Genomic DNA, 22,020 nt, shown 5'->3' on the forward strand with positions numbered 1-22,020 from the left:
CTCCCCGGTCGGTCAGTCGGGCTGGATCCACGACACCTGCACGAGCTGCTTCCCGTTCTTGCGGCTCAGCATGTTGCCCCGGCCCGGAGGCATGGCGCTCGGCCGGATGTTGCCGATCAGGTTGCCCTCGTCGCGGGAACCGTTCATCACCATGCCGGTGGCCGCGAGCTCCTTGAGCTTGCCGATGACCGGGTCGTACGCCGCCCGCGACGCACCACCGGTGCGCCGGACCACGATCAAGTGCAGGCCGACGTCCTTCGCCTGGGCGAGGAACTCCGACAGCGGCTTGAGCGGGTTGGTGGACTGCGTCGCCACCAGGTCGTAGTCGTCGACCAGGACGAACAGCTCCGGACCGGTCCACCAGGACCGGGTCTTCAGCTGCTCCTGGGTGACGTCCGGACCCGGCAGCCGCCGCGTCATCGACCCGTGCACGTCCTGGACCATGCTGTCCAGCTGCGCCGACGAGACGGCGTAGCCGAGCAGCGAATCGCCCTCGAGGAATCCGAGCATCGTGCGCCGGTAGTCGACCAGCAGGATCACGGCCTCCTGCGGCGTGTAGCGCTCGGTGATGCCGCGCGCGATCTGCCGCAGCAGGTTCGTCTTGCCGGACTCGCCGTCGGCGAACGCGAAGAAGTGCGGGTCCGCGTCGAAGTCCAGGTAGATCGGCTGCAGGTCTTCCTCGTTGACGCCGATCGGGACGAGCTTCGTGTCCCGCTTCTGGTCGATCCGCAGGACCTCTTCGTAGGTGATCATCTCCGGCAGCAGGCGCACCTGCGGGGCCACCCGGCCGCGCCACGCGCCGCGGATCTTCGCGACCGCGTCCGCGACGCCCGCCGCGACCGTCTCCGGGTCGCTCGACCCGTCGATCCGCGGCAGGCCGGTGAGCAGGTGCAGCTTGTCGCGGGTGAGCCCGCGTCCCGGCCGCCCGGCCGGGACGTTGACCGCGATCCGGCGGTCCATTTCGGACTCCGTCGGGTCACCGAGGCGCAGCTCGAACCGGGTGCCGAGCATGTCCTTGATCGCGGGCCGGAGGTCGGCCCACCGGTTCGCCGAGATGATCACGTGGACGCCGTAGGCGAGACCCTGCGTGGCCAGCCGGGTGATCGACGTCTCGAGCTCCTCGAAGTCGTCGCGCAGCGCCCGCCAGTTGTCCACGATCAGGAACGCGTCGCCGAACGCGTCCTGCTCCGGCGTGATCTCGCCGCGGCGCTTCCGGTTGCGGAACTCCGTCATCGAGTCGACGCCCAGCGCGCCGAACCGGCCTTCGCGCTCGGTCAGCAGCGTGGTCAGCTCGGCCACGATCCGGCGCGCCTTGTCCGGCTCGCGCCGGGCCACCGCGACCCCGCCGACGTGCGGAAGGTCCGCGAGGCCGGCGAGGGTACCGCCACCGAGGTCGAGGCAGTAGAACTGCGCTTCCTCGGGGGTGTGGGTGAGCGCCATCGACATGATCAGCGTCCGGAGCATGGTCGACTTGCCCGACTGCGGGCCGCCCGCGATGACACCGTGGCCCTGCGCACCGGAGAAGTCCGCCCACAGCAGGTCGCGCCGCTGCTCGTACGGCCGGTCGACGATGCCCATCGGCACCTGCAGCCTGCCGTTGCCGAAGAACCCGACCGGGGAAAGACCGCGGTCGTCGGTGGGGTTGAGGTTCGGCAGCATCGTGTCGAGCGAGTTCGGCTCGTTCAACGGCGGCAGCCACACCTCGTGCGCCGGCGGGCCCTGCCCGACCAGGCGGCTGACGATGACGTCCAGTTCGCTGGGCTCGACGGCCTCTTCGGACTCCTGCTGTTTCGGAGCCTCTTCCTCGACGACCGGTTCCGGCTCGGGTTCCTTCGGCAGTTCCACGAAGTCCGGCACGAACAGCTGCGGCCGCTTGTCCGCGCGCACCACCGTGGCGGCCGGGCCGGCCGCCTTGATGCCCGCGGGCCGGTACGGACCCGAGACGTAGGAAGCCTTGAACCGCACCAGGGTCGAGGTGTCGTACTTCAGGTAACCGCCACCGGGGACCGACGGCAGCTCGAACGCGTCCGGCACGCCGATCGCCGCGCGGGATTCCGCCGCGGAGAACGTCTTCAGGCCGATCCGGTAGGACAGGTGCGAGTCGAGACCGCGCAGCTTGCCCTCTTCCAGCCGCTGCGACGCGAGAAGCATGTGCATCTGCAGCGACCGGCCCAGCCGGCCGATGGCGACGAACAGGTCGATGAAGTCCGGCTTCGCCGCCAGCAGTTCGGAGAACTCGTCACAGACGATGAACAGCGCGGGCAGCGGGTCGAGGTCGGCGCCGTTCTCGCGGGCCTTCTCGTACTCCCAGACGTTCTTGAAGTTGCCGCCGTTCTTCAGCGCTTCCTGGCGGCGGTTCATCTCGCCCGCCAGCGCGTCCTTCATGCGGTCGACCAGCGTGACCTCGTCCGCGAGGTTGGTGATGACCGCGGACACGTGCGGGGCCTTGTCCAGGCCCAGGAACGTCGCGCCACCCTTGAAGTCGACGAGGACGAAGTTCAGCGTGCTCGACGAGTGCGTGGCCAGCATGCCCAGCACCAGCGTGCGGAGGAACTCCGATTTACCGGAACCGGTCGCTCCGATGCACAGGCCGTGCGGGCCCATGCCCTCGGCCGCGGCTTCCTTGATGTCCAGTTCCACCGGCTGGCCGTACTCGCCGACGCCGAACGGGACGCGGTAGCGGTCGCGGATCGGCCGGGGCCGCCACGCCTGCTGGACGTCGAACGTCATCGGGTCGCCCGGAATGCCGAGCAGTTCCAGCAGCGACGGGTTGGACAGCAGCGGCTCTTCCTCGCTGACGTCCGCTCCGCCGCCCCCGCCGACGCGGTACGGCGCGATGAGCCGGGCCAGCGCCTCGACCTCGACCACGCTGAGGCTGTCCGGGCGGCCGAACCACTCGACCCCGCCCGCGCTGCGCGCGCCGAGCCGCTCCTCCTCGACCACGAGCCGCAGGCCGCGCCGCGCGGCGAGGTTGCCGATCGAGTCGGAAAGGTCGACCAGGGTGACGCCGACCAGGCCCTCCTCGAGGATGATCTGCTCCTCGCGGGTGACCTCGGCGTCGTCGATGATGATCACGACGTGCGGCTGGTCCGGAGCGGGCGTCGCGTTGCGGGAGAACCGCTGCCGGTCGCGCAGCTCCTCGTCCAGCCAGTCTTCGATCTGCTTGAGCGAGCCCGCCATCATGCGCAGCTGGCCGATGCCGTCGGACAACGTGGGGTGCTGGGCGTGCGGGAGCCACTTCGCCCACTCCCACTCTTCCTTCGCCCGGCCCGCGGTGGCGACCGCGATCATGACGTCGTCCGGGCTGTGGAAAGCGACCAGCTGGGCCAGCATCGCGCGGGTCAGCGCGCGGGTGCGGTGCCGCTCGCCCTGCATGCTGACCGCCGCGAACCCGCGGAGGGTGATCTGGGTGGGCAGGTCCGGCACGATCGAGTGCGCGCGCACGAACCGGCGCAGCGCGAGGGTGGCGATCGGCTCCAGTTCGTCCACCGGGCCGGTCTGGGGCGGGACCAGCCGGGTGGCGAGGCGGTGCGAGCTCCGGCCGACGCGCAGGTGCAGGAAGTCCTGGTCGTTCTGCCTGCGCTCCCACATCCGGCGGCTGGCCGCGAGCGACCACAGCGACTGCGGGTCCGGGTGCACCCATTCGAGCGCCGCGCGCTGGTCGACCATCGCCTCACGGGCGCGGTCGCGCATCTGGCCGAGATACCGCAGGTAGTCCTTGCGGTCCTCGTCCATCTCGGCTTTCTTCTGGCCGCCGCCCTTGCCGCCGCCGCCCGCGAGCATGCCGACGGTGCCCATCAGCATCATGCCGCTCATCATGATCGTGGTCGGGTTTTTCGCGCCGCCCGCCGTGAACATGAAAACCATCATCCCGAGCGACGCGAAGATCATCACGCCGGGAATCGCCTTGGCGACGATGCTTCCCGGGATCGTCCGGGGCACCTCGGGCGGCGGCTCGAGATGCACCTCGCCGCCGGGCGGGCGCGGCGCGGCCAGCCGCGGCGACTTCTTGAACTGCAGCGTGCTCATCTCGAAGGACCCCTCTATTCCTGCTCGACGCCTGCACCCGGGTGCGCGGGACAACCTATCGAACGTCGTCCCGGAAATCCGGCCAACTCCAGGATCGGCATCTCACACCCCCTCCTCGGGCCCCGGCGGGACCCGTCCTCCCAGTGCGCCCGAGTGTAAGGACCACCACCGACAGTTATCGGACCAGGCGGACGAACCCGCTGGTCGGTATGGCCCAACCAGGCCTGGACGGGTACTTTCGCCGATGATTTGCGGAGACGCGCTGAAACCTGTCACCAGGTTCGGTATAAGTTCCCCCGGGAGCTGACTCTTCAGAGCGGGGGATCTAGTGGCAACGGGCACGACGGTATTCAGCAGGGTCACGGTGGTCGCACCGACGACACGCATCGACGTCGCGCTTCCGGCCGACGTGGCGGTGGCCGACCTGCTGCCCATGCTTCTGGAGATGGCCAAGGAGGTCACTCCGGACGGCGGGGCCCGGCACGGCGGCTGGGCGCTGGCCAAGCTCGGCGACGCCCCGCTCGACCCGAGCCGGACGCTCGCGTCCCTCGGCGTGGTCGACGGCGAGCTGCTGCAGCTGCGCAAGCGCAACGAGAACCCGCCGCCGCCGATGTACGACGACGTGGTCGACGCCATCGCGGAGGCCGACCCGGACACCTTCCGTCCGTGGACGAAGGAAACCGCGCGCCGGTTCGGCCACACCGCGGGCGGGCTCGCCCTGTTCTTCTCCGCGCTGGCCCTGTTCTTCAGCGGTTCCCTCTACGGCGGTTCCGCGCTCGGCCCGGCGATCGCGGGCGGTCTCGGCGCGATCGCCTGCGTCGCGATCGGCGCCACGCTCACCAAGGCCTACCAGGCCGAGGCCACCGGCGTGCTGATCGCCTCCGCGGGCGGCCTCCCGCTGGCCTTCGTGAGCGGGTTCTACATCGTGCCCGGCCTGTCGGTCCGGGCGAACCTGCTGCTCGGCGCGGTGCTGGTGCTGATCGTCTCGGCGGTCTGCATCCTCGTCGTCGGCGCGGGCATCCGGGTCTTCATCGCCACCGCCACCGCGGGCGTGTTCGGCGCGCTCGCCTTCCTCGTCGCGACCCTCGTGACCAGCGCCGACACCGCGGCGGTCGCGGCGGGCACGGTCGCCGTCGCGCTGGGCTGCATCTCGTTCCTGCCGCGCGCCACGATCTGGCTCGCCAAGCTGCCGCTGCCCTACGTGCCGAGCACCGCCGAGGAACTCAAGGAAGACTCCGGCTTCCCGGACTACAAGGCGATCGAGCAGCGCACCGCGGTCGCGCACGACTACATGACCGGCCTGATGATCGGCTGCGGCGCCACCACGGCCGTCGCGGCGGTCCTCGCGGCCACCGCGCCGAACGCCTTCGGCATCATCCTCGGCATCATCGCCACGCTGGTCCTGCTGCTGCGCGCCCGCGCCTACGCCAACGGCGCGCAGGCCATCGCGCTGCTCACCACCGGCATGGTCGCCGCGGCGGGCATCCTGCTCGGCTGGCTGTTCTTCTCCGCCACCGCGGAGCAGCGGCTGCTGTACGTCTTCGGCGCGCTGATCCTGATCGCCGCGGCCGCTCTCGTGGTCGGCGTGATCTTCCCGGACCAGCGCTTCTCGCCGCCGCTGCGGCGCACCGTGGAAATCATCGAGGCGATCTGCATCGCCGTGGTGCTGCCGCTCGCCCTCGGCGTGATGGACCTCTACTCGACGCTGCGCCACCTCAACCTCAAGTGAGCCGCGCGATGGGCTCCCGACGTTCCTTCCCCCGCAGGCTCGGCCTTCCCGGCCGGACCGGGGTGGCATTGTTCGCCGCCGGCCTCGGGCTGATGTCGCCGTTCGCCGCCGCTCCGGCGTCGGCGCAGACGGCGGACGCGCCCGCGGGCACCTGGGCCACCCCGCCGCCGCTGGGCCCTGGCGACGCGCCGCCCGCGGCCACCGGCCACCCGGACACCACGTACAAGAAGAAGAACGAATGCGTCCAGCGCAGTCTCGGGCAGGACGTCAAGATCAACTTCCGCCCGTGGGGTCAGGACTACCTGCAACTGGACCGGGCGCAGCAGATCGTCCGCGCGGCGACCGGATCGGTCGGCGGCAACCAGAAGGTCGCGGTGATCGACACCGGCGTCACGCCGCATCCGTGGTTCCAGGGCCGGGTGGAGAGCGGCGGGGACTACGTCGCCACCCCGGACAACGGAGCGCAGCCGGGGCTGCAGGACTGTGACGGCCACGGCACCGAGGTCGCCGGGATCATCGCGGGCAATCCGCAGGATCCGCAGGTCGGCTTCATCGGCGTGGCCCCGGACGCGCACATCGTGTCCTACCGGCAGCTGAGCGAGAACTACGCCAAGGACGACAGCCCGCAGCAGCCCTCGGCTCCCCCGTCCGGCGGGACCGGCGCACCGCCCTCGGGCGGCGAGAGCCAGCAGCCCCCGGCGGGCAGCAGCAACAGCCAGCTGCCCCCGTCCTCGGGCGGCGGCACCGGCAGCGGCACCGGCACCGCGCCCCAGCAGGACAACAAGGGCGACAACCGGGATCTGGCGAAGCAAGGCACCGCGGGCACGCTGAACACGCTCGCGCAGATCATCCGCAGCATCGCCGACACCCACAGCGCCGGCGTGATCAACATGTCGGTCGACCACTGCCGCGCCGGCACCGCGCCGGGCGACATCCAGACCGGCGAGCGCCAGGTCCAGGCCGCGGTGCGTTACGCGGCCGACAGCAACATCGTGGTCATCGCGGCCGCGGGCAACGTCTCGGAAAACTGCCCGCAGAACGACCAGGCCGACCCGAACAAGCCGAAGTCGATCGTCACCCCGCCGTGGTTCGCCGACGACGTGCTGTCCGTCGGGGCCATCCAGGAAGACGGCGGCGTCGCGCCGTTCAGCGTGCACGGCCCGTGGGTCGGCGTCGCCGCGCCGGGCACCAAGATCGTGTCGCTCGACCCGGCGGAGCATTCGACCGGGCTCGCGAACCTCACCATCGCGAACGGCAACCCGTCGCCGATCCAGGGCACCAGCTTCGCCGCCCCGTACGTGGCGGGCGTCGCCGCGCTGGTCCGCTCGATGTTCCCGGACATGAAGGCGCGCGACGTGGTGAAGCGGCTCAAGGCGACCGCGCAGCACCCGGCCGCTCCTGGCGGGCGCGACAACTTCGTCGGCTACGGCGTGATCGACCCGGTGGCCGCGCTCACTGCGAATCTGCCGGGCGACACCGGCAACCTCGCGCTGCCTAAGCCAGTGGTGCAGGAGGCCAAGCTGCCGCCCGCCGACGGGATCAGCTCGACCCCGATGATCGTCGCGCTCGCCGGCACTGGCGGCGGGGTGGCGGCGCTGCTGATCACGCTGTTCGTGGTGCACACGATCCGGCGGAACCGCTCCAGGTCGTCGCCGCCGACAAAATAGGCATCAGAAAAGGGGCCGCTTCTCCGCGATCGCAGCGGGGAGCGGCCCTTTTTTGCTTTTGCGGCCAGAAGCGACTCGGTTCCGGGCATGGAAAAGGCCGCTCGCCGCGGATGTCGCGGCGGCGGCCTTCCTGGTCACTTTCCGGGTTTCGGCGGCTTGCCGTCCTTCTCCGGCCGCCGCGCAGGCGGGTCCTGGCCGATCACCGGCGGAGTCACCTGCGCGGGCTCGCCGAAGATCTCCGACGTCTTCGCCGCCGTGCGCTGCCGCGGCTTGTGCTGCGAACTGCCGCCGCCACCGCCTCCGCCGCCCATTCCGGCGAAGCCCATCATCGGCATCATCGACATGCCCGAGCCCTGGTTCGCCGACGCGGGCTGCGGGGCCGGGGTGACCGGCTCGACCGGCGGGAGGCCCGCCTGGCCCTGCTCCAGCCGCGGGTCGGCGGCGGTTTCCTTGCCGTGGTGGGGATTCTCCGCGGCGGACGGGCTCACCGAATCGTCCGAAGAGGACGCTGAAGAGGCCACTGTGGACTCTCCGGCGGCAGCCGGAGCCGTTCCCGCGGGCGCGTCGGCGTCGTGCAGCCGGAACTGCTGCGCCGGATAGTGGTGCCGCAGTTCGATGCTCGACGGGCTCCCGGCCGGCGCGTCCACTCCGGCGCACAACCGGCCGAACTCGCGCAGGACGTCCTCCGCGGCCTCGTGCAAGGACTTCAGCGACTGCTCGGTCTCCCGCATCTGCGACCGCGCCCGGGAAGCGCCGCCCTTGGGCAGCATCGCCGATTCGGACAGCAGATCCGCCGCGTCGACCAGTACCTCTTCCGCCGCGCCGGTGATCTTGCGCAGCGATTCGGTGAGCTGGTCGATCGAGTCCGCGAGCGCATCGAGCGCGTCCTCCGCGCCCTCGCTCGCGGCGCGGATTTCACCCAGGTAGGCGACAAACGCGTCCGCGTCGGGACCGGACCACGACGCGTCGATCCGGCCGAGATCGTCCGCGAGGTCCGTGGACACCCTTGCCGCCGTGCGGGCCGCGGCGCGCAGGCTCTCGGCCTCCGCGTCCAGTTCCTCCCAGCGACCAGTGAGCGGCCGGTAGTACGCGGCGACCGGATCCGTCACGCCCAGCTCGCGGGCGAGCTCGGTCACGTACGCCAGAGACGGCTCCGTCACGAGATCCTCCCGGCGCGCTCGATCCGCTCGGCCGCGTCGGCGTCCCGCTCGGCGTGGCCGGTGGTGAGCTGCTCCAGCGCCGCGGTGACCGACCGCAGCGCGGCCACCCCGGCGGAGAGCTGGCCGCGCAACGCCTGCGAGGCCTGTGCGTACGACTCCGGCACGCCCAGCTGCCCGGCCACCTCGCCGTAGGCCTCGACGGTGGTCGCTCTCGTGCCCACCTCGCCCGCGGCGGCCTCCAGTTCGTCGGCCGCCCGCGCGACTTTCGCCGCGTAGCCGCCGACGACCGCGCCGTCGATCCGCACGGCGCTCGTTCCCGGACTGCTTCCCGGCGCTGCCACGTTCAACCCTCCGCTCACCCGGCTATGTCCGAGTGTGACGGGCGGAACCCGCCGTCAGTTCCCGGCAGGTTGCTGCTGTCCGGCCGCCTGCTGCTTGTACGAGCCGGCGTTCGGGTCGATCGGCACCGAGTCGAACTGCTTCATCACGTTCTGCACGTTCAGCGACGCACCGGTCGGCAGGAGCCCGATGATCGACTCCGGCGCGGGCAGCCGGTTGTTCAGCCCCAGCCCGTCCGCGGTCGCCGCGTCCGGAACGCCGTAGCGGATGCCGCGGTCGGAGATCAGCTGGATCGGGCCCTTGCCGAAGGTCTTCTCCGATTCGGTGGCCGACTGCACCACCGCGCCGTAGCCGGTCGGCATGTAGAAGCCGGTGATCGGCACGCCGTTGGGGCCGGTGTTGCTGACGCTGATGATCTTCGAGCTGCCGTCGGCGTTCTTCTCGACCGGGACCTGCTTGTTGATGTAGACCGAGGTGTGCGCCTGGGTGCCACCGGCGTTGAGCGACCAGCCGAGGCACGCCACCGGGTTCGGCACGGCGTCGAGGACGGTCGGGACGACCTTCGGGTAGGTGTCGACGTCCACGTAGTCCGGGTCGCCGTTCTGCAGCACCTTGACGTTGTTGATCTTGTCGAGGGTCAGGGTCGGCGTGATGGCCGAACCGCCGCTCTTGGCCGTGCGCACGATGTCCGCGACGGCGGGCGACACCTTCTGGATGCCGCTCTTGGCGATGAGCCAGAACTCCAGCGCACCGCCGGAGGGCTGGGTCGAGAAGACGCTGCCGACGGTCAGCCCGTCGAAGTTGCTCGACGGCGCCGTGCCCTCGCCCGCCACCAGCGGCGGAACCAGCTTGGTGACCTCGGGGATCGCATTGAGGAGAGCCTGCGACACCTTGCGCGCCTTCGTCGGCAGATGGAGCGCGGCCCGCACCGGGTCGGCGCTGCCGGACGGCACCTCGGCGCGCACGGTGTTCGCGTTCGGGTGGCTCTGCGTCGCGGCCAGCCGGTAGATGAGGTAGGTCTTGCCGTTGCCCGTGTCGCCGAGCAGCGCCTGGTTCTCCTGCAGCTCGGTGCCGAGCTTGTCGATGCCGGCGATCACGTCGGTGTTGGTCTTGTTGACCGAGTCCGGCTGCGGCAGCGACTGGTCGAGCACGACCTCGTCGCACACCGCCCAGTTGGGGGTGGTCCGCTGGTCCATCGACGGGAGCAGCTGCGGGCCGTCCGGGATGCCGGTGAGCTTCTCGCGCGGCATGTTCTTCAACTGTTCATCCGAGACGACGGTCGGGTTCTTCACCTCCGCCGCCTGCTGGCCGCCTTGTCCGCCGCCCTGCTGCCCCGGTGCGCCCTGCTGCTTCTGCGCCATGAGGATCAGCCGCGCCGACGCGAGGTTGAACGTCGGGATCAGCCGCGCCGGATTCCCCGTGACGACATACACGGTGCCGGACTGCTCGCCGATCACGATGTTGTCCGACGCGGGCACCGACGGCGCGGGGCTCAACAGGCCCCACAGCACGAAGACGACGGCGCCCAGCACGCCGAGGATCACGCCGACCGCGGTCGCGCGCCCGTGGGAGCGCATCGGGTCGTGCAACATCACCGCGTCACGGCGGACCAGCGCGGACTGCATCCGGCGCAGGACGAACTTGTATGCCTGAACCTGAGACTTAGTCGTGGGTGTTGATGGCATTCTCGACCTACAGTCCTCCCCGTCGCGGTACGGTTCCGCAGGATAGCCGTACGGGGACCGTCTGGTGTGGGGTTTCTACCAACTCCGGTTAGGGTCAGGCATCCCGGGACCGGCTTTCCGGGTACGCAGCACTCACGAGGGGAAGAGAACGCGCGGATGTCCGTCAGCACGCCTCCACGTCCGCCTGGTCCGCAGGGACCGCCACCGCCTCCCGGGGGACGTCCCCCGGGTCCGCCGCAGCGGCCCGGAAGAACCGGCGGACCCGGCGCTGCTCCCGGCGGACCCGGAATGCCCCCGCGCACTCCCCCTCCCGGCGTCCCGGGCGGTCCCGGCGGACCTGGTGGACCCGGACGCCCCGGCGGACCGGTCACTCCCGGGCCCGGCGTTCCCAAGCCCGGGGTTCCCGGCGCTCCTGGCCCGGGCGGGCCCAAGCCTGGCGGACCCGGTGGTCCCGGCGGGCCCAAGCCTGGTCCGGGCGGACCCAAGCCCGGCGGTCCTGGAGGGCCTGGCGGTCCGGGTGGGCCCGGCGGGCCTGGTGGTCCCACTGGCCCTCGGACGGGACGTCCTGGCGGCGGCGGTCCTAACGGTCCGCGCCCTGGCGGCCCCGGAGGACCTGGTGGCCCCGGAGGCCCGGGCGGACCCGGCGGCGGTGGCCCCGGCGGTCCGGGTGGTCCCGGCGGCGGCGGCCCCGGCGGACCTGGCGGCCCAGGCGGGCCCGGCGGTCCCAGCGGCGGCGGCCCGGAAAACAGCGAACCCGCACCGACGGGCGGCGGCACCGCGACCGCGCTCCGGATGGCCCCGCCCTCGCGGCGGCGCTCCGGCGGCATCTCGCTCGGCCCGCTGCCGGTGGTCAACCTGGTCGTGCTGGAAGTCGGCGTCGCGATCGGACTCGTGCTGCTGGCGATCAACATGCAGCTCAAGTACGTCGCGATCGGCGTCGCGGCGCTCGGCCTGATCCTCGCCTTCCTGCGTGTGGGCGGGCGCTGGTTCACCCAGTGGCTCGCGCTGACGCTGCGGTACCGGTTCCGCTCGCACGGCCGTGTGGCGACCCCTCCGCCGCCGACCAGCATCGAGGAACTCGCCGAGGAAAGCGCGGTCACCGGCCCGGAGGACGCGCGCGTCAGCCTGCTGCGGCTGGCCGTGCCGGACCTCGTGGTGGCGCACGCCGTCGACCACGAACGGCAGGAGGTCGGCATCGCCTGGAACGACGGGACGTGGACCGCGGTCCTGCTCGTCGAGCCGATGCCGGCGATGATCTCCCAGGCAGGCGGCGCGCCCAGCCTTCCGCTGTCCGCGCTCGCGCCGTGCCTGGAAGACCGCGGCGTGCTGCTGGACTCCATCCAGATGATCTGGCACAGCTACCCGGGTTCGGCCGCGATGCCCGCGGACGCCCCGGCGCTCAGCTCGTATCTCGAGGTGCTCGGCCCGCTGCCCGCGGCCGCCCGGCGGACCACGTGGATCGCGGTCCGGCTCGACCCGCGGCGCTGCCCGGAAGCGATCCGGGAACGCGGCGGCGGCGTCGTCGGCGCGCACCGCGCGATGATCGGTGCGCTGTCGCGGGTGCGCAACGCACTGGAGTCCCAGGGCGTGCCGACCCGGCCGCTGGACCCGGACGAGCTGCTGCGCGCCAGCATCTCGGCGGCTGAGCTCACCGCGGTCGCCGGTTCGAACGAGAAGGTCAGCCTGCAGGAAAGCTGGACCGGCGTCACCGCGGCGGGCATCGGCCACTCCAGCTACGCGATCACCGGCTGGCCCAAGGGCAAGATCAGCGGCAGCCTCAACGGGCTGACCAGCGTGCGCGCCCTGTCCGCGACGGTCGCCATGGCGATCTCGCCGTCGGCGGACGAGGGCCGCATCGGCCTGCGCGGCGTGGTGCGGCTGAGCGCCCGCAACCCGCGCGAGCTGGACGCCGCCGACCAGCGGCTGCAGAGCATCGCGGAGCGGCTGGACGTCGACCTGACCCCGATGAAGGGCATGCAGATCTCGGCGTTCTCCGCGACGCTGCCGATCGGAGGCACAGCATGAGCACTCGAGTCCGCGACGCCGGGCAAAACCCCGGCATCGCCCCGGAGTTCACGGTCGACCCGGCCATGCTCGACGCGATCAGCCCGTCCGGCGACCGCGGCGGTGTCGTCCTCGGCTCCGGCCTCAAGGGCGAACCGCTGACCGTCTCCGCACTGCGCTCGCAGCCGACCCGCATCGTGCTCGTCGGCGGGCTCTACCTGGCCCGCCAGGTAGCGATGCGCGCCATGGCGACGGGTGCGTGGGTGGTCGTGGCCACCGGACGCCCCGCGGCGTGGCAGGTGCTGCAACAGGCCGCCGGAAGCCGCGACGGACGCCCTTCGCCGCTGGTGCAGATCCGCCGGTTGTCGCCAGTCGAACTGCCGCGCCCGTCCGAGGACGCCCCGCTGCTCGTCGTGACCGACGGCGGGCCGACCCCGCAGGACCTGTTCCCGCCCCGGTCGCCCTGGCAGACCACGGTGTACGTGCTGCCGTACCTGCACCCGCAGGCGGGCACGACGGCGAACGCCGCGGACCTCGTCCTGATGCAGCGGCTCCCCGCCGGACAGGCTGAGCTGGCGGCCCGGATCTGGCGGCTGCCGCCGCAGATGATGCGCCAGCTGACCACGCTGAAGGACGACCAGGTCGTGGCGCTGGGCACGAACCTGTGGCGCCCGCTGCGGCTGGTGACGACGCAGAAGGAACAGCAGTTGCTCGGGCCGGTTCGCCGGGGCGACTAAGCGGTGAGAAATGGTGAAGGCCTCCTTGCGGGATTCCGGCAAGGAGGCCTTCGTCGTTTTCAGCGATCGGCGGTGTCCAGGGCGCGAGCCCATTCCGCCAGCCGCTCGGCCACCGACTGATACGGCAACGTCCCGGTCGCGGTCGCGATCACCAGGTCGTACGCCTCGTCCTCCGGCGCGTCCAGGTCGAAGCCGTTGAGCCCGTAGAACACGTACATCGACATCCAGCCGAGCCGTTTGTTCCCGTCGATCAGCGGGTGATTCCGGACGATGGATTCCAGCAGCACCGCGGCTTTCTCATGCAGGTCCGGATAAGCGTCCTGCCCCATCAGCGAGGACTGCGGCCGGTGCGCCGCCGCGTCGAGCAGGCCAAGGTCGCGCACTCCGGGCACGCGGAGGTCAGCCGACAACAGAAGCAGGTCGTCCAGCGTCAGGTACTCGATTTTCACTGCGCCAGGCGATCGAGCAGGGCGGCGTAGCGGGAGCGGCCTTCGAGGGAAAGCTCGTGCACCCGGTCGTCCCGGACCCGGCGCGCCGCGGCGTCCGTGATCGCCCGCACCACCGCTTCGTGCTTGCTCACCCCGTCCGCCTCAGACAGCAGCGCGAGCGCACGCTCCACCTCGTCGTTCAACCGCAGAGTCATCGCCATGACGCCGATGATACCAGAGTGGTATCATCTCTGGCCTGCTCTTTTCGGCCGTCCCTGGCCTAAAGCTCGGTCGACGACCGCACGTTCCGAGTCTGTTCCGCCCTCGCCGCCAGCAGCTCGTCGGGCGGGTAATCCACCGCCGTCAGCGTCAGTCCGTGTGCCGGGGCGACCGCGCTGTCCCGCGTTCCGCTCGCCAAAACCTCGCCGGGCCAATCGGTTCCGCGTCGGCCGTCCCCCACGAGCAGCAAGACACCGACCAGGCTGCGGACCATCGAATGACAGAACGCGTCCGCGCTCACCTGGACTTCCAGCAGGTGCTCGTCGATCCGAGTCCACTCCAGACGCTGCAGCTCGCGGATCGTCGTGCCGCCCTCGCGCTGTTTGCAGTACGCCGCGAAGTCTTGCAGGCCAAGGAGTTCCCGAGCAGCGGCGTTCATCCGCTCTGTCGAGAGTGGACGGCCCCAAGCCAGGGTGTCGTTGCGGCGCAACGGATCGACGCCCCACGGAGCGTCTGAGACGCGATAACGGTAGTGCCGACGGATCGCGGAGAACCGGGCATCGAAACCCGAAGGGGCCACGCGCGCCTGCAGAACCCGCGCATCGGCGGGCAAGAGTTTGTTCCAGCGGCCGCGCATGCGCGTCAGGTCTGGGATTCCCTGGTCGTCCACGGGAATCCGGCCTGGCGCACCGGGCGCGAACGGGACGACGTCGACGTGCACGACCTGGCCCGTCGCGTGCACTCCGGCGTCCGTGCGGCCCGCGACGACCACGGACTTCGGCACCGACTCCCCCGGCGGCTGACGCTGCAGCGCCTGCTCCAGTTCGGCCTGCACGGTGCGGCGGCCGGGCTGGCGGGCCCAGCCGGAGAAGTCCGTGCCGTCGTAGCTCACGTCCAAGCGCAGACGAACGAGCCCGCCCTCCCCGTGGGGAGCGGCGGGCTCGTCCGGTGTAGACAGTGCCGGCAGGACTCAGTCCTTCTTGGCGTCGGCGTCGTCGGAGGCAGCGGCCTCGTCAGCGGCCGGAGCCTCTTCGGCAGCCGGGGCCTCTTCGGTCGCGGCGGGAGCCTCAGCGGCTTCCTCGGCGACCGGAGCGGCGGCGACCTCGTCCTTGGCGAACTTGGTCTTGCGGGCCCGCTCGGCCTCGGACGTCACGGTCTTCTCCGCGACCAGTTCGATGACGGCCATGGCGGCGTTGTCGCCCTTGCGCGGCATCGTCTTGGTGATGCGGGTGTAACCGCCGGCGCGCTCAGCGAAGTGCGGGCCGATCTCGGCGAACAGCTTGTGCACGACGTCCTTGTCCCGGACGACCTTCTGCACCAGGCGACGGTTGTGCAGGTCGCCCCGCTTCGCCTTGGTGATCAGCTTCTCGGCCAGCGGGCGGACCCGCTTGGCCTTGGCCTCGGTCGTCGTGATCTTGCCGTGCTCGAACAGCTGAGTGGCCAGGTTGGCCAGGATCAGCCGCTCGTGCGCGGCAGACCCGCCGAGCCGGGCTCCCTTGGTAGGGGTGGGCATGACTTTCTCCTAGTTCAGCTCACAGCGTCCGGGCACGAGGCCTCAGAGCTGCTCGGTCTCTGCGTAGTCCTGGCCATCGTCGTGGCCGTCGTCCGAAATCCCGCCGCCGATGCCGGCGACACCTTCCGACCAGCCCTCGCCGTCGTAGCTGGTGGCAGCCGCGGACGGGTCGAACCCGGGCGGGCTGTCCTTCAGCGCGAGGCCGAGGCCGACGAGCTTCAGCTTGACCTCGTCGATCGACTTGGCGCCGAAGTTGCGGATGTCGAGAAGGTCCGCCTCGCTGCGCGAGACCAGCTCGCCAACGGTGTGGATGCCTTCGCGCTTCAGGCAGTTGTACGACCGGACGGTGAGGTCCAGGTCCTCGATCGGCATCGCGTAGGCGGCGATGGTGTCCGCCTCCTGCGGCGACGGGCCGATCTCGATGCCCTCGGCGTCGACGTTCAGTTCGCGAGCGAGACCGAACAGCTCCACCAGCGTCTTGCCCGCCGAGGCCACCGCGTCGCGCGCGGTGATCGACGGCTTGGTCTCGACGTCCAGGATCAGCTTGTCGAAGTCGGTGCGCTGCTCGACACGGGTGGCCTCGACCTTGTAGGTCACCTTCAGCACCGGCGAGTAGATCGAGTCGACCGGGATCCGGCCGATCTCCGCGCCTGCCTGCTTGTTCTGCAGGGCCGGAACGTAACCGCGGCCGCGCTCGACGACGAGCTCGATCTCGAGCTTGCCCTTGCCGTTCAGCGACGCGATGTGCAGATCCGGGTTGTGCACGGTGACGCCCGCGGGCGGCACGATGTCGGCAGCCGTGACCTCACCAGGGCCCTGCTTGCGCAGGTACATGGTGACCGGCTCGTCCTCTTCCGAGGACACGACCAGTTCCTTCAGGTTCAGGATGATGTCGGTGACGTCTTCCTTCACCCCGGGAACGGTGGTGAATTCGTGCAGCACGCCGTCGATGCGGATGCTCGTCACGGCCGCGCCCGGGATGGACGACAGCAGCGTGCGCCGCAGCGAGTTGCCGAGCGTGTAGCCGAAGCCGGGCTCCAGCGGTTCGATGGTGAACCGGGAGCGGGTCTCGTTGACCGTCTCTTCGCCGAGAGCCGGCCGCTGGGAAATCAGCATTTCTTAGTTTCCTTTCCAGACGACGCCCGCCATATGACGTCGAAGGGATGGCGTGACGGCGGCGCACTGTGGGCGCCGCCGCCCCGTAACCAGTCGCAGAGACCGGTTACTTCGAGTAAAGCTCGACGATCAGCTGTTCCTGAACCGGAACGTCGATCTGCGCGCGCTCCGGCAGCTGGTGGACCAGCACGCGGAGGTTCGACGGGACGACCTGCAGCCACGCCGGAACCGGGCGCTCGCCGAAGGCTTCCTTCGCCGCGACGAACGGGAGGGTGCCCGCCGACTTCGGCTTGACGTCGATGATGTCCCACTTGGTGACCTGGTAGGACGGCACGTTGACCTTGACGCCGTTGACCAGGAAGTGGCCGTGGCTCACCAGCTGCCGCGCCTGACGGCGGGTGCGGGCGATGCCGGCGCGGTAGATCACGTTGTCCAGCCGGGACTCGAGGATCTGCAGCAGGTTCTCACCGGTCTTGCCAGGACGCCGCACGGCTTCCTTGTAGTACCGGACGAACTGGCGCTCGAGAACGCCGTAGGTGTAGCGAGCCTTCTGCTTCTCCTGCGACTGCAGGAGGTACTCGGACTCCTTGATGCGCCCGCGGCCGTGCTGGCCCGGCGGGTAGGGGCGACGTTCGAACGCCTGGTCGCCGCCGATGAGGTCAACCTTGAGGCGACGCGAAATACGCGTCGCGGGGCCGGTGTAACGAGCCATTTCTTAGTACTCCTCCCCGTTCCTCAGACCCGGCGCCGCTTGGGCGGGCGGCAGCCGTTGTGAGGCTGCGGGGTCACGTCCTGGATGGTGCCGACCTCGAGGCCGGCCGCCTGCAGCGAGCGGATCGCCGTCTCGCGGCCCGAACCCGGGCCCTTCACGAAAACGTCGACCTTCTTCATGCCGTGCTCGGCAGCCTTGCGGGCGGCGTTCTCGGCGGCCATCTGCGCGGCGAACGGAGTCGACTTGCGCGAGCCCTTGAAGCCCACGTGGCCGCTCGACGCCCACGCGATCACGGCGCCGGTCGGGTCCGTGATCGAGACGATGGTGTTGTTGAAGGTGCTCTTGATGTGCGCGTGACCGTGCGCGACATTCTTCTTTTCCTTGCGGCGGACCTTCTTGGCCCCCGCGGTGCGGGACTTGGGTGGCATTGTCTGAGGGTTCTCCTGTTAACGCGCGTTCTCTTGGTGAGCGGCGACGGCTTCCTGCTGCCCGCGGCGGATGATGGATCCGGCGTCGGTGTAGAGGTTCCGCAGCGCCATCGGGCGGGCGTAGAGCGCCTTGGGCGAGACACAAGCCGTGGAGCGACGGACGGAACCGCCCATGCGAACGACCTTCTTGCCCTGGGTGCTCACTTCTTGCCAGCCTTCTTCTTGCCGGCGACCGTCTTCTTCGGGCCCTTGCGGGTGCGGGCGTTGGTCTTGGTGCGCTGACCGCGCACCGGCAGACCGCGACGCCAGCGCAGACCCTGGTAGGTCCCGATCTCGATCTTGCGCCGGATGTCGGCGTTCACCTCACGGCGAAGGTCACCCTCGACCTTGAAGTTTTCGTCGATGTAGTCCTTCAGCTTGACGAGATCCTCGTCGCTGAGGTCCTTGACGCGGGTGTCGGCGTTCAGCTCGGCAGCAGCGATCATCTGCTTCGAGCGGGTACGGCCGATCCCGTAGATGTAAGTCAGCGCGATCTCCAACCGCTTCTCGCGGGGGAGGTCGACGCCAGCGAGTCGTGCCACTGGTGCTCCTTTATCGAGTTTGTCTTCAGGTCTGCTCCCCGTCCGGTTCCGGAACCGACTCGCCTGTCGTGCCCGTGGCTTGCGCCCCGGGTGTCCCGGCCCCGGCCTGAAGTCCGGGGGTGCACCGGACCGCTCGCGCGGCCCGGCAGGTACGGGGAGGGTGGGTTAGCCGTCAAGCGGCCTGCTGCAGTGCGGTTCTCAGCCCTGACGCTGCTTGTGACGCAGGTTCTCGCAGATCACCATGATCCGGCCGTGACGGCGGATCACCTTGCACTTGTCGCAGATCTTCTTGACGCTCGGCTGGACCTTCACGTCTTCCTGCTTCCTGCTCTGCTCGGCTCTGGCGTGATCACTTGTAGCGGTAGACGATGCGACCACGGGAGAGGTCGTAGGGCGAAAGCTCCACGACAACCCTGTCTTCGGGCAGGATGCGGATGTAGTGCTGCCGCATCTTGCCGCTGATGTGTGCCAGGACCTTGTGGCCGTTCTCCAACTCGACACGGAACATCGCGTTGGGGAGCGGCTCGACCACGCGGCCTTCGACCTCGATGGCCCCGTCTTTCTTAGCCATGTCCTCCGCAATCCCTGATGCACGCTTGATGTGCACAGCGTGATCGGCTTTGAGCTCGAGTCCTTGCTTACTGGGTGGTGCTCGGCCACACTCGGCCCCGGGTCCATGAGGTTCGCGAGAATTCACGAGCATGCTGGAACCGGCGCATGAGCGCACCGACTTGACAGTGTACGCAACCCGTGCAGTACCCCGTCGACCGGGGTGTAAGTAGACCCGTGTGAGTGGTCGCTCAGGACTCTTCGGGCAGGGTGAGCACCCAGGGACCGTCCTCGGTGATGGCGACGGTGTGCTCCCAGTGCGCGGCGCGCGAACCGTCGACGGTGACGACCGTCCAGCCGTCGTCCAGTTCGAGGGTTTCGCCGCTGCCGCCGGTCAGCATGGGTTCGACCGCGAGCGCCATGCCGGGCTTGAGCCGGGGGCCCTTGCCGGGTTTGCCGACGTTCGGCAGGAACGGTTCCATGTGCATCTGCCGGCCGATGCCGTGGCCGCCGTACTCGAGGATCTCGCCGTACTCGCGGCCGTCGTCCTCGCCGGCCTGGCGGGCGGCGGTCTGCACGGCGAACGAGATGTCGGTGAGCCGGGAGCCCGCGCGGACGGCCTCGATGCCCGCCCACATGGCGCGCTCGGTGGCGGCCGACAGCTGGCGGTCCTTCTCGCTGACCTCGCCGATCTCCAGCGTCACCGCGGAGTCGCCGTGCCAGCCTTCGAGGATCGCGCCGCAGTCGACCGAGATCAGGTCGCCCTCGGCGAGCACCTGCTTGGCCGACGGGATGCCGTGCACGATCTGCTCGTTCACCGACGCGCAGATCGACGCCGGAAACCCGTGGTAGCCCTTGAACGAGGGCACCGCGCCGGCGTCGCGGATCGTCTGCTCGGCCAGCTCGTCGAGGTCGGCCGTGCTGACCCCGGGCCGGGCGAGTTCGCGCACGGCGGCCAGGGTGCGGGCGACGACGAGACCGGCCGCCCGCATGGCCTCCAGCTCGCCGCGCGTCTTGACCTCGATCATGCGCCCGCGGCGGAGCACTTGCAGAACACGCAATCCTCCGAGATTCACGTGCGGTCGCGCAGCGCTTTCAGCACGCGGTCCGAGATCTCCTGCACTTCGCCGACGCCGTCGACCTTCACCAGGATGTCGGAGTAGTACTCCAGCAGCGGCGCGGTCTCCGACACGTACACCTGCTGGCGACGGCGGATGACGTCCTCGGTGTCGTCCGAGCGGCCGCGCGACATGAGCCGCCCGACGACGACGTCCTCGGCCACGTCGAGCTGGATGACCGCGTCGAGCTTGGTGTCGGCCTCGCTCAGCATTTCGCCGAGGACCTCGGCCTGCTTGGTGTTGCGCGGGAACCCGTCGAGCAGGAAGCCCGCCTTCGCGTCCGGTTCGGCCAGCCGCTCGCGGACCATTTCGTTGGTCACCGAGTCCGGCACGAGCTCGCCCGAGTCCAGGTACCGCTTGGCCTCCTGGCCGAGAGGGGTCTCCTGGCCGACGTGCGCCCGGAAGAGGTCGCCCGTCGAGATGTGCGGGATCCGCAGCTGCTCGGACAGGGCAACCGCCTGCGTGCCTTTGCCCGCGCCGGGCGGTCCGACGAGAACCAGTCGCGTCACTTCAAGAACCCTTCGTAGTTGCGCTGCATCAGCTGGCTTTCGATCTGCTTCACGGTGTCGAGGCCAACCCCGACCATGATCAGCACAGCCGTGCCACCGAACGGGAAGTTCTGGTTGTTCCCGCTGCCGGTGAGGGACAGGAAGAAGTTCGGGAGGATCGCGATGATGCCCAGGTACAGCGAGCCGGGAAGAGTGATCCGGCCCAGCACGAAGCTGAGGTACTCGGCGGTGGGACGGCCGGGCCGGATGCCCGGGATGAAGCCGCCGAACTTCTTCATCTCTTCCGCACGCTCGTCCACGTTGAACGTGATCGTGATGTAGAAGTAGGTGAAGAAGATGATCAACAGGAAGTAGAGCAGGATGTGCACCCAGCTGCTCTGGTTGACCAGGTAGTTCTGAATGAACGACTGCCAGCCCGCGTTGCTGTTCGGGTCGCCGATCAGCTGGCTGAGCAGCTGCGGCAGGTACAGCAGCGACGAGGCGAAAATGACCGGGATGACACCGGCCTGGTTCACCTTGATCGGCAGATAGGTCGAGGTGCCGCCGTACATCCGGCGGCCGACCATGCGCTTGGCGTACTGCACCGGGATCCGGCGCTGGCCCTGTTCGACGAAGATGACGCTGGCGATGATCACCAGACCGAACGCGCACACCACGGCCAGCGCGACGCCGCCGCCGTTGCTGATGATGTTGGCGCCCTCGGCCGGGATGCGGGCCGCGATGTTCAGGAAGATCAGCACCGACATGCCGTTGCCGACGCCGCGCTCGGTGATGAGCTCGCCCAGCCACATCATCACCGCGGTGCCCGCGGTCATGGTGACCACGATCAGCGTCAGCGAGTAGATGCTGTTGTCCGGGATGATCGGCTGCGAGCAGCCCTGGAACAGGGTGCCGCGGTCAGCCAGCGCGACCACGCCGGTGGCCTGCAGGATCGCCAGCGCGATCGTGAGGTACCGGGTGTACTGGGTCAGCTTGTTCTGGCCGGACTGGCCTTCCTTCTTCAGCTCCTCGAACCGCGGGATGACCACGGTGAGCAGCTGGACGATGATGCTCGCGGTGATGTAGGGCATGATGCCCGTCGCGAACAGCGACAACTGCAGCAGCGCGCCGCCGCTGAAGAGGTTGAGCAGCTGGTACACGCCCTGCTGGTCGGCCTGTGCGGTACAGGCCTGCACGGCGGCGAACGAGACCCCCGGAGCCGGGATGGTTGCACCGATCCGGTAGACCGCGACGATGGCTAGCGTGAACAGGATCTTCTTGCGTAGATCCGGCGTCGCGAGAGCCGAGCGGAATGCGCTGAGCACGCGGGGGACCTCCTCGGCGTCGTCGGTCGTCCCAACCGACGATCGGCTTGGCCGGTACGAGACCGGCGGGATGTCTGACTCACTGGCAAGCCAGGAACGCTTCAGGGCAAACAGGCCCGGAAGCGTGCCGCCGACTCTAACAGCTTCGCATGGGCCGCCCGCAGCGCGTGTGCGTTTTACGTCTCACCCCGGG

Annotated in this window: 22 protein-coding genes; 4 read left to right on the plus strand and 18 right to left on the minus strand. The window is 69.8% G+C overall.

The genetic code is table 11. The features are described from left to right. Nucleotides 1–12 precede the first annotated feature (12 nt). Nucleotides 13–4,029, minus strand: a complete 4,017-nt coding sequence (locus EIZ45_RS43665; protein ID WP_037816248.1) for a type VII secretion protein EccC — start codon at nt 4,027–4,029, stop codon at nt 13–15. Between the two features lie 328 nt (nt 4,030–4,357). On the opposite strand from EIZ45_RS43665, the gene eccD reads away from it, so the two are divergent. After that, on the plus strand, nt 4,358–5,758 hold the full coding sequence (eccD, locus tag EIZ45_RS43670) for a type VII secretion integral membrane protein EccD (protein ID WP_037816249.1): 1,401 nt from the start codon (nt 4,358–4,360) through the stop codon (nt 5,756–5,758). Nucleotides 5,759–5,766: 8 nt separating this feature from the next. Next, nucleotides 5,767–7,425, plus strand: a complete 1,659-nt coding sequence (locus tag EIZ45_RS43675) for a S8 family serine peptidase (protein WP_037816250.1) — start codon at nt 5,767–5,769, stop codon at nt 7,423–7,425. Nucleotides 7,426–7,559: 134 nt separating this feature from the next. On the opposite strand, the gene EIZ45_RS43680 is transcribed toward EIZ45_RS43675, so the two are convergent. From EIZ45_RS43680 to eccB, 3 genes are read right to left on the minus strand one after another with little or no spacing between them, the layout of a single operon-like run. Then, nucleotides 7,560–8,585, minus strand: coding sequence for a WXG100 family type VII secretion target (locus tag EIZ45_RS43680; RefSeq protein WP_134663748.1), 1,026 nt, complete (start codon nt 8,583–8,585; stop codon nt 7,560–7,562). Beyond that, complete coding sequence (locus tag EIZ45_RS43685) at nt 8,582–8,926, minus strand: hypothetical protein (RefSeq protein ID WP_240690677.1); 345 nt, start codon at nt 8,924–8,926, stop codon at nt 8,582–8,584. The genes EIZ45_RS43680 and EIZ45_RS43685 overlap by 4 nt, the downstream gene beginning before the upstream one ends. Nucleotides 8,927–8,980: 54 nt before the next feature. Next, a complete protein-coding gene (gene eccB, locus EIZ45_RS43690) occupies nt 8,981–10,609 on the minus strand; it encodes a type VII secretion protein EccB (protein WP_134663746.1) in 1,629 nt (542 codons plus the stop codon). Nucleotides 10,610–11,401: 792 nt separating this feature from the next. On the opposite strand from eccB, the gene eccE reads away from it, so the two are divergent. Both eccE and EIZ45_RS43705 read left to right on the plus strand, forming a co-directional pair. Then, nucleotides 11,402–12,634: a type VII secretion protein EccE gene (gene eccE / locus EIZ45_RS43700; RefSeq protein WP_037816253.1), complete on the plus strand. Its 1,233-nt coding sequence runs from the start codon at nt 11,402–11,404 to the stop codon at nt 12,632–12,634. After that, nucleotides 12,631–13,350: a hypothetical protein gene (locus EIZ45_RS43705; RefSeq protein WP_037816254.1), complete on the plus strand. Its 720-nt coding sequence runs from the start codon at nt 12,631–12,633 to the stop codon at nt 13,348–13,350. Before eccE ends, EIZ45_RS43705 begins: the two co-directional genes overlap by 4 nt. Nucleotides 13,351–13,409: 59 nt before the next feature. On the opposite strand, the gene EIZ45_RS43710 is transcribed toward EIZ45_RS43705, so the two are convergent. The 14 genes from EIZ45_RS43710 to secY all read right to left on the minus strand — a co-directional run bounded on the left by EIZ45_RS43710 (nt 13,410) and on the right by secY (nt 21,827). Beyond that, nucleotides 13,410–13,799: a type II toxin-antitoxin system death-on-curing family toxin gene (locus tag EIZ45_RS43710; protein WP_134663745.1), complete on the minus strand. Its 390-nt coding sequence runs from the start codon at nt 13,797–13,799 to the stop codon at nt 13,410–13,412. Beyond that, a complete protein-coding gene (locus EIZ45_RS43715) occupies nt 13,796–13,999 on the minus strand; it encodes a CopG family transcriptional regulator (protein ID WP_067587897.1) in 204 nt (67 codons plus the stop codon). Before EIZ45_RS43715 ends, EIZ45_RS43710 begins: the two co-directional genes overlap by 4 nt. A gap of 59 nt (nt 14,000–14,058) precedes the next feature. After that, nucleotides 14,059–14,895 (minus strand): tRNA pseudouridine(38-40) synthase TruA, encoded by an 837-nt coding sequence (truA, locus tag EIZ45_RS43720; protein WP_134663744.1) that lies wholly within the window; start codon nt 14,893–14,895, stop codon nt 14,059–14,061. A gap of 72 nt (nt 14,896–14,967) precedes the next feature. Further along, a complete protein-coding gene (rplQ, locus tag EIZ45_RS43725; protein WP_037816255.1) occupies nt 14,968–15,510 on the minus strand; it encodes a 50S ribosomal protein L17 in 543 nt (180 codons plus the stop codon). 42 nt (nt 15,511–15,552) lie between these two features. Further along, entirely contained in the window at nt 15,553–16,626 is a 1,074-nt protein-coding gene (locus tag EIZ45_RS43730) for a DNA-directed RNA polymerase subunit alpha (RefSeq protein WP_009072342.1), read from the minus strand. Nucleotides 16,627–16,732: 106 nt separating this feature from the next. Next, on the minus strand, nt 16,733–17,338 hold the full coding sequence (gene rpsD, locus EIZ45_RS43735; protein WP_037816256.1) for a 30S ribosomal protein S4: 606 nt from the start codon (nt 17,336–17,338) through the stop codon (nt 16,733–16,735). 23 nt (nt 17,339–17,361) lie between these two features. Further along, nucleotides 17,362–17,766 carry a 30S ribosomal protein S11 gene (rpsK, locus tag EIZ45_RS43740; protein WP_009072340.1) on the minus strand — a complete coding sequence of 135 codons (405 nt, stop codon included), beginning with the start codon at nt 17,764–17,766 and terminating at the stop codon, nt 17,362–17,364. 18 nt (nt 17,767–17,784) lie between these two features. Then, a complete protein-coding gene (locus EIZ45_RS43745) occupies nt 17,785–17,970 on the minus strand; it encodes a hypothetical protein (RefSeq protein WP_009072338.1) in 186 nt (61 codons plus the stop codon). After that, complete coding sequence (gene rpsM, locus EIZ45_RS43750) at nt 17,967–18,347, minus strand: 30S ribosomal protein S13 (protein ID WP_009072337.1); 381 nt, start codon at nt 18,345–18,347, stop codon at nt 17,967–17,969. Before rpsM ends, EIZ45_RS43745 begins: the two co-directional genes overlap by 4 nt. Before the next feature lie 198 nt (nt 18,348–18,545). Further along, a complete protein-coding gene (gene rpmJ / locus EIZ45_RS43755) occupies nt 18,546–18,659 on the minus strand; it encodes a 50S ribosomal protein L36 (protein ID WP_004558882.1) in 114 nt (37 codons plus the stop codon). Between the two features lie 37 nt (nt 18,660–18,696). Continuing rightward, nucleotides 18,697–18,918, minus strand: coding sequence for a translation initiation factor IF-1 (gene infA, locus EIZ45_RS43760; protein ID WP_004558881.1), 222 nt, complete (start codon nt 18,916–18,918; stop codon nt 18,697–18,699). Between the two features lie 229 nt (nt 18,919–19,147). Next, a complete protein-coding gene (gene map, locus EIZ45_RS43765) occupies nt 19,148–19,924 on the minus strand; it encodes a type I methionyl aminopeptidase (protein WP_043835297.1) in 777 nt (258 codons plus the stop codon). A gap of 44 nt (nt 19,925–19,968) precedes the next feature. Further along, nucleotides 19,969–20,523 (minus strand): adenylate kinase, encoded by a 555-nt coding sequence (locus EIZ45_RS43770; protein ID WP_037816258.1) that lies wholly within the window; start codon nt 20,521–20,523, stop codon nt 19,969–19,971. Beyond that, a complete protein-coding gene (gene secY / locus EIZ45_RS43775) occupies nt 20,520–21,827 on the minus strand; it encodes a preprotein translocase subunit SecY (RefSeq protein WP_037816259.1) in 1,308 nt (435 codons plus the stop codon). Before secY ends, EIZ45_RS43770 begins: the two co-directional genes overlap by 4 nt. Nucleotides 21,828–22,020: the final 193 nt, after the last annotated feature.

The sequence above is a fragment of the Amycolatopsis sp. CFH S0740 genome (assembly GCF_004522315.1).
GTDB lineage: Bacteria > Actinomycetota > Actinomycetes > Mycobacteriales > Pseudonocardiaceae > Amycolatopsis > Amycolatopsis nivea.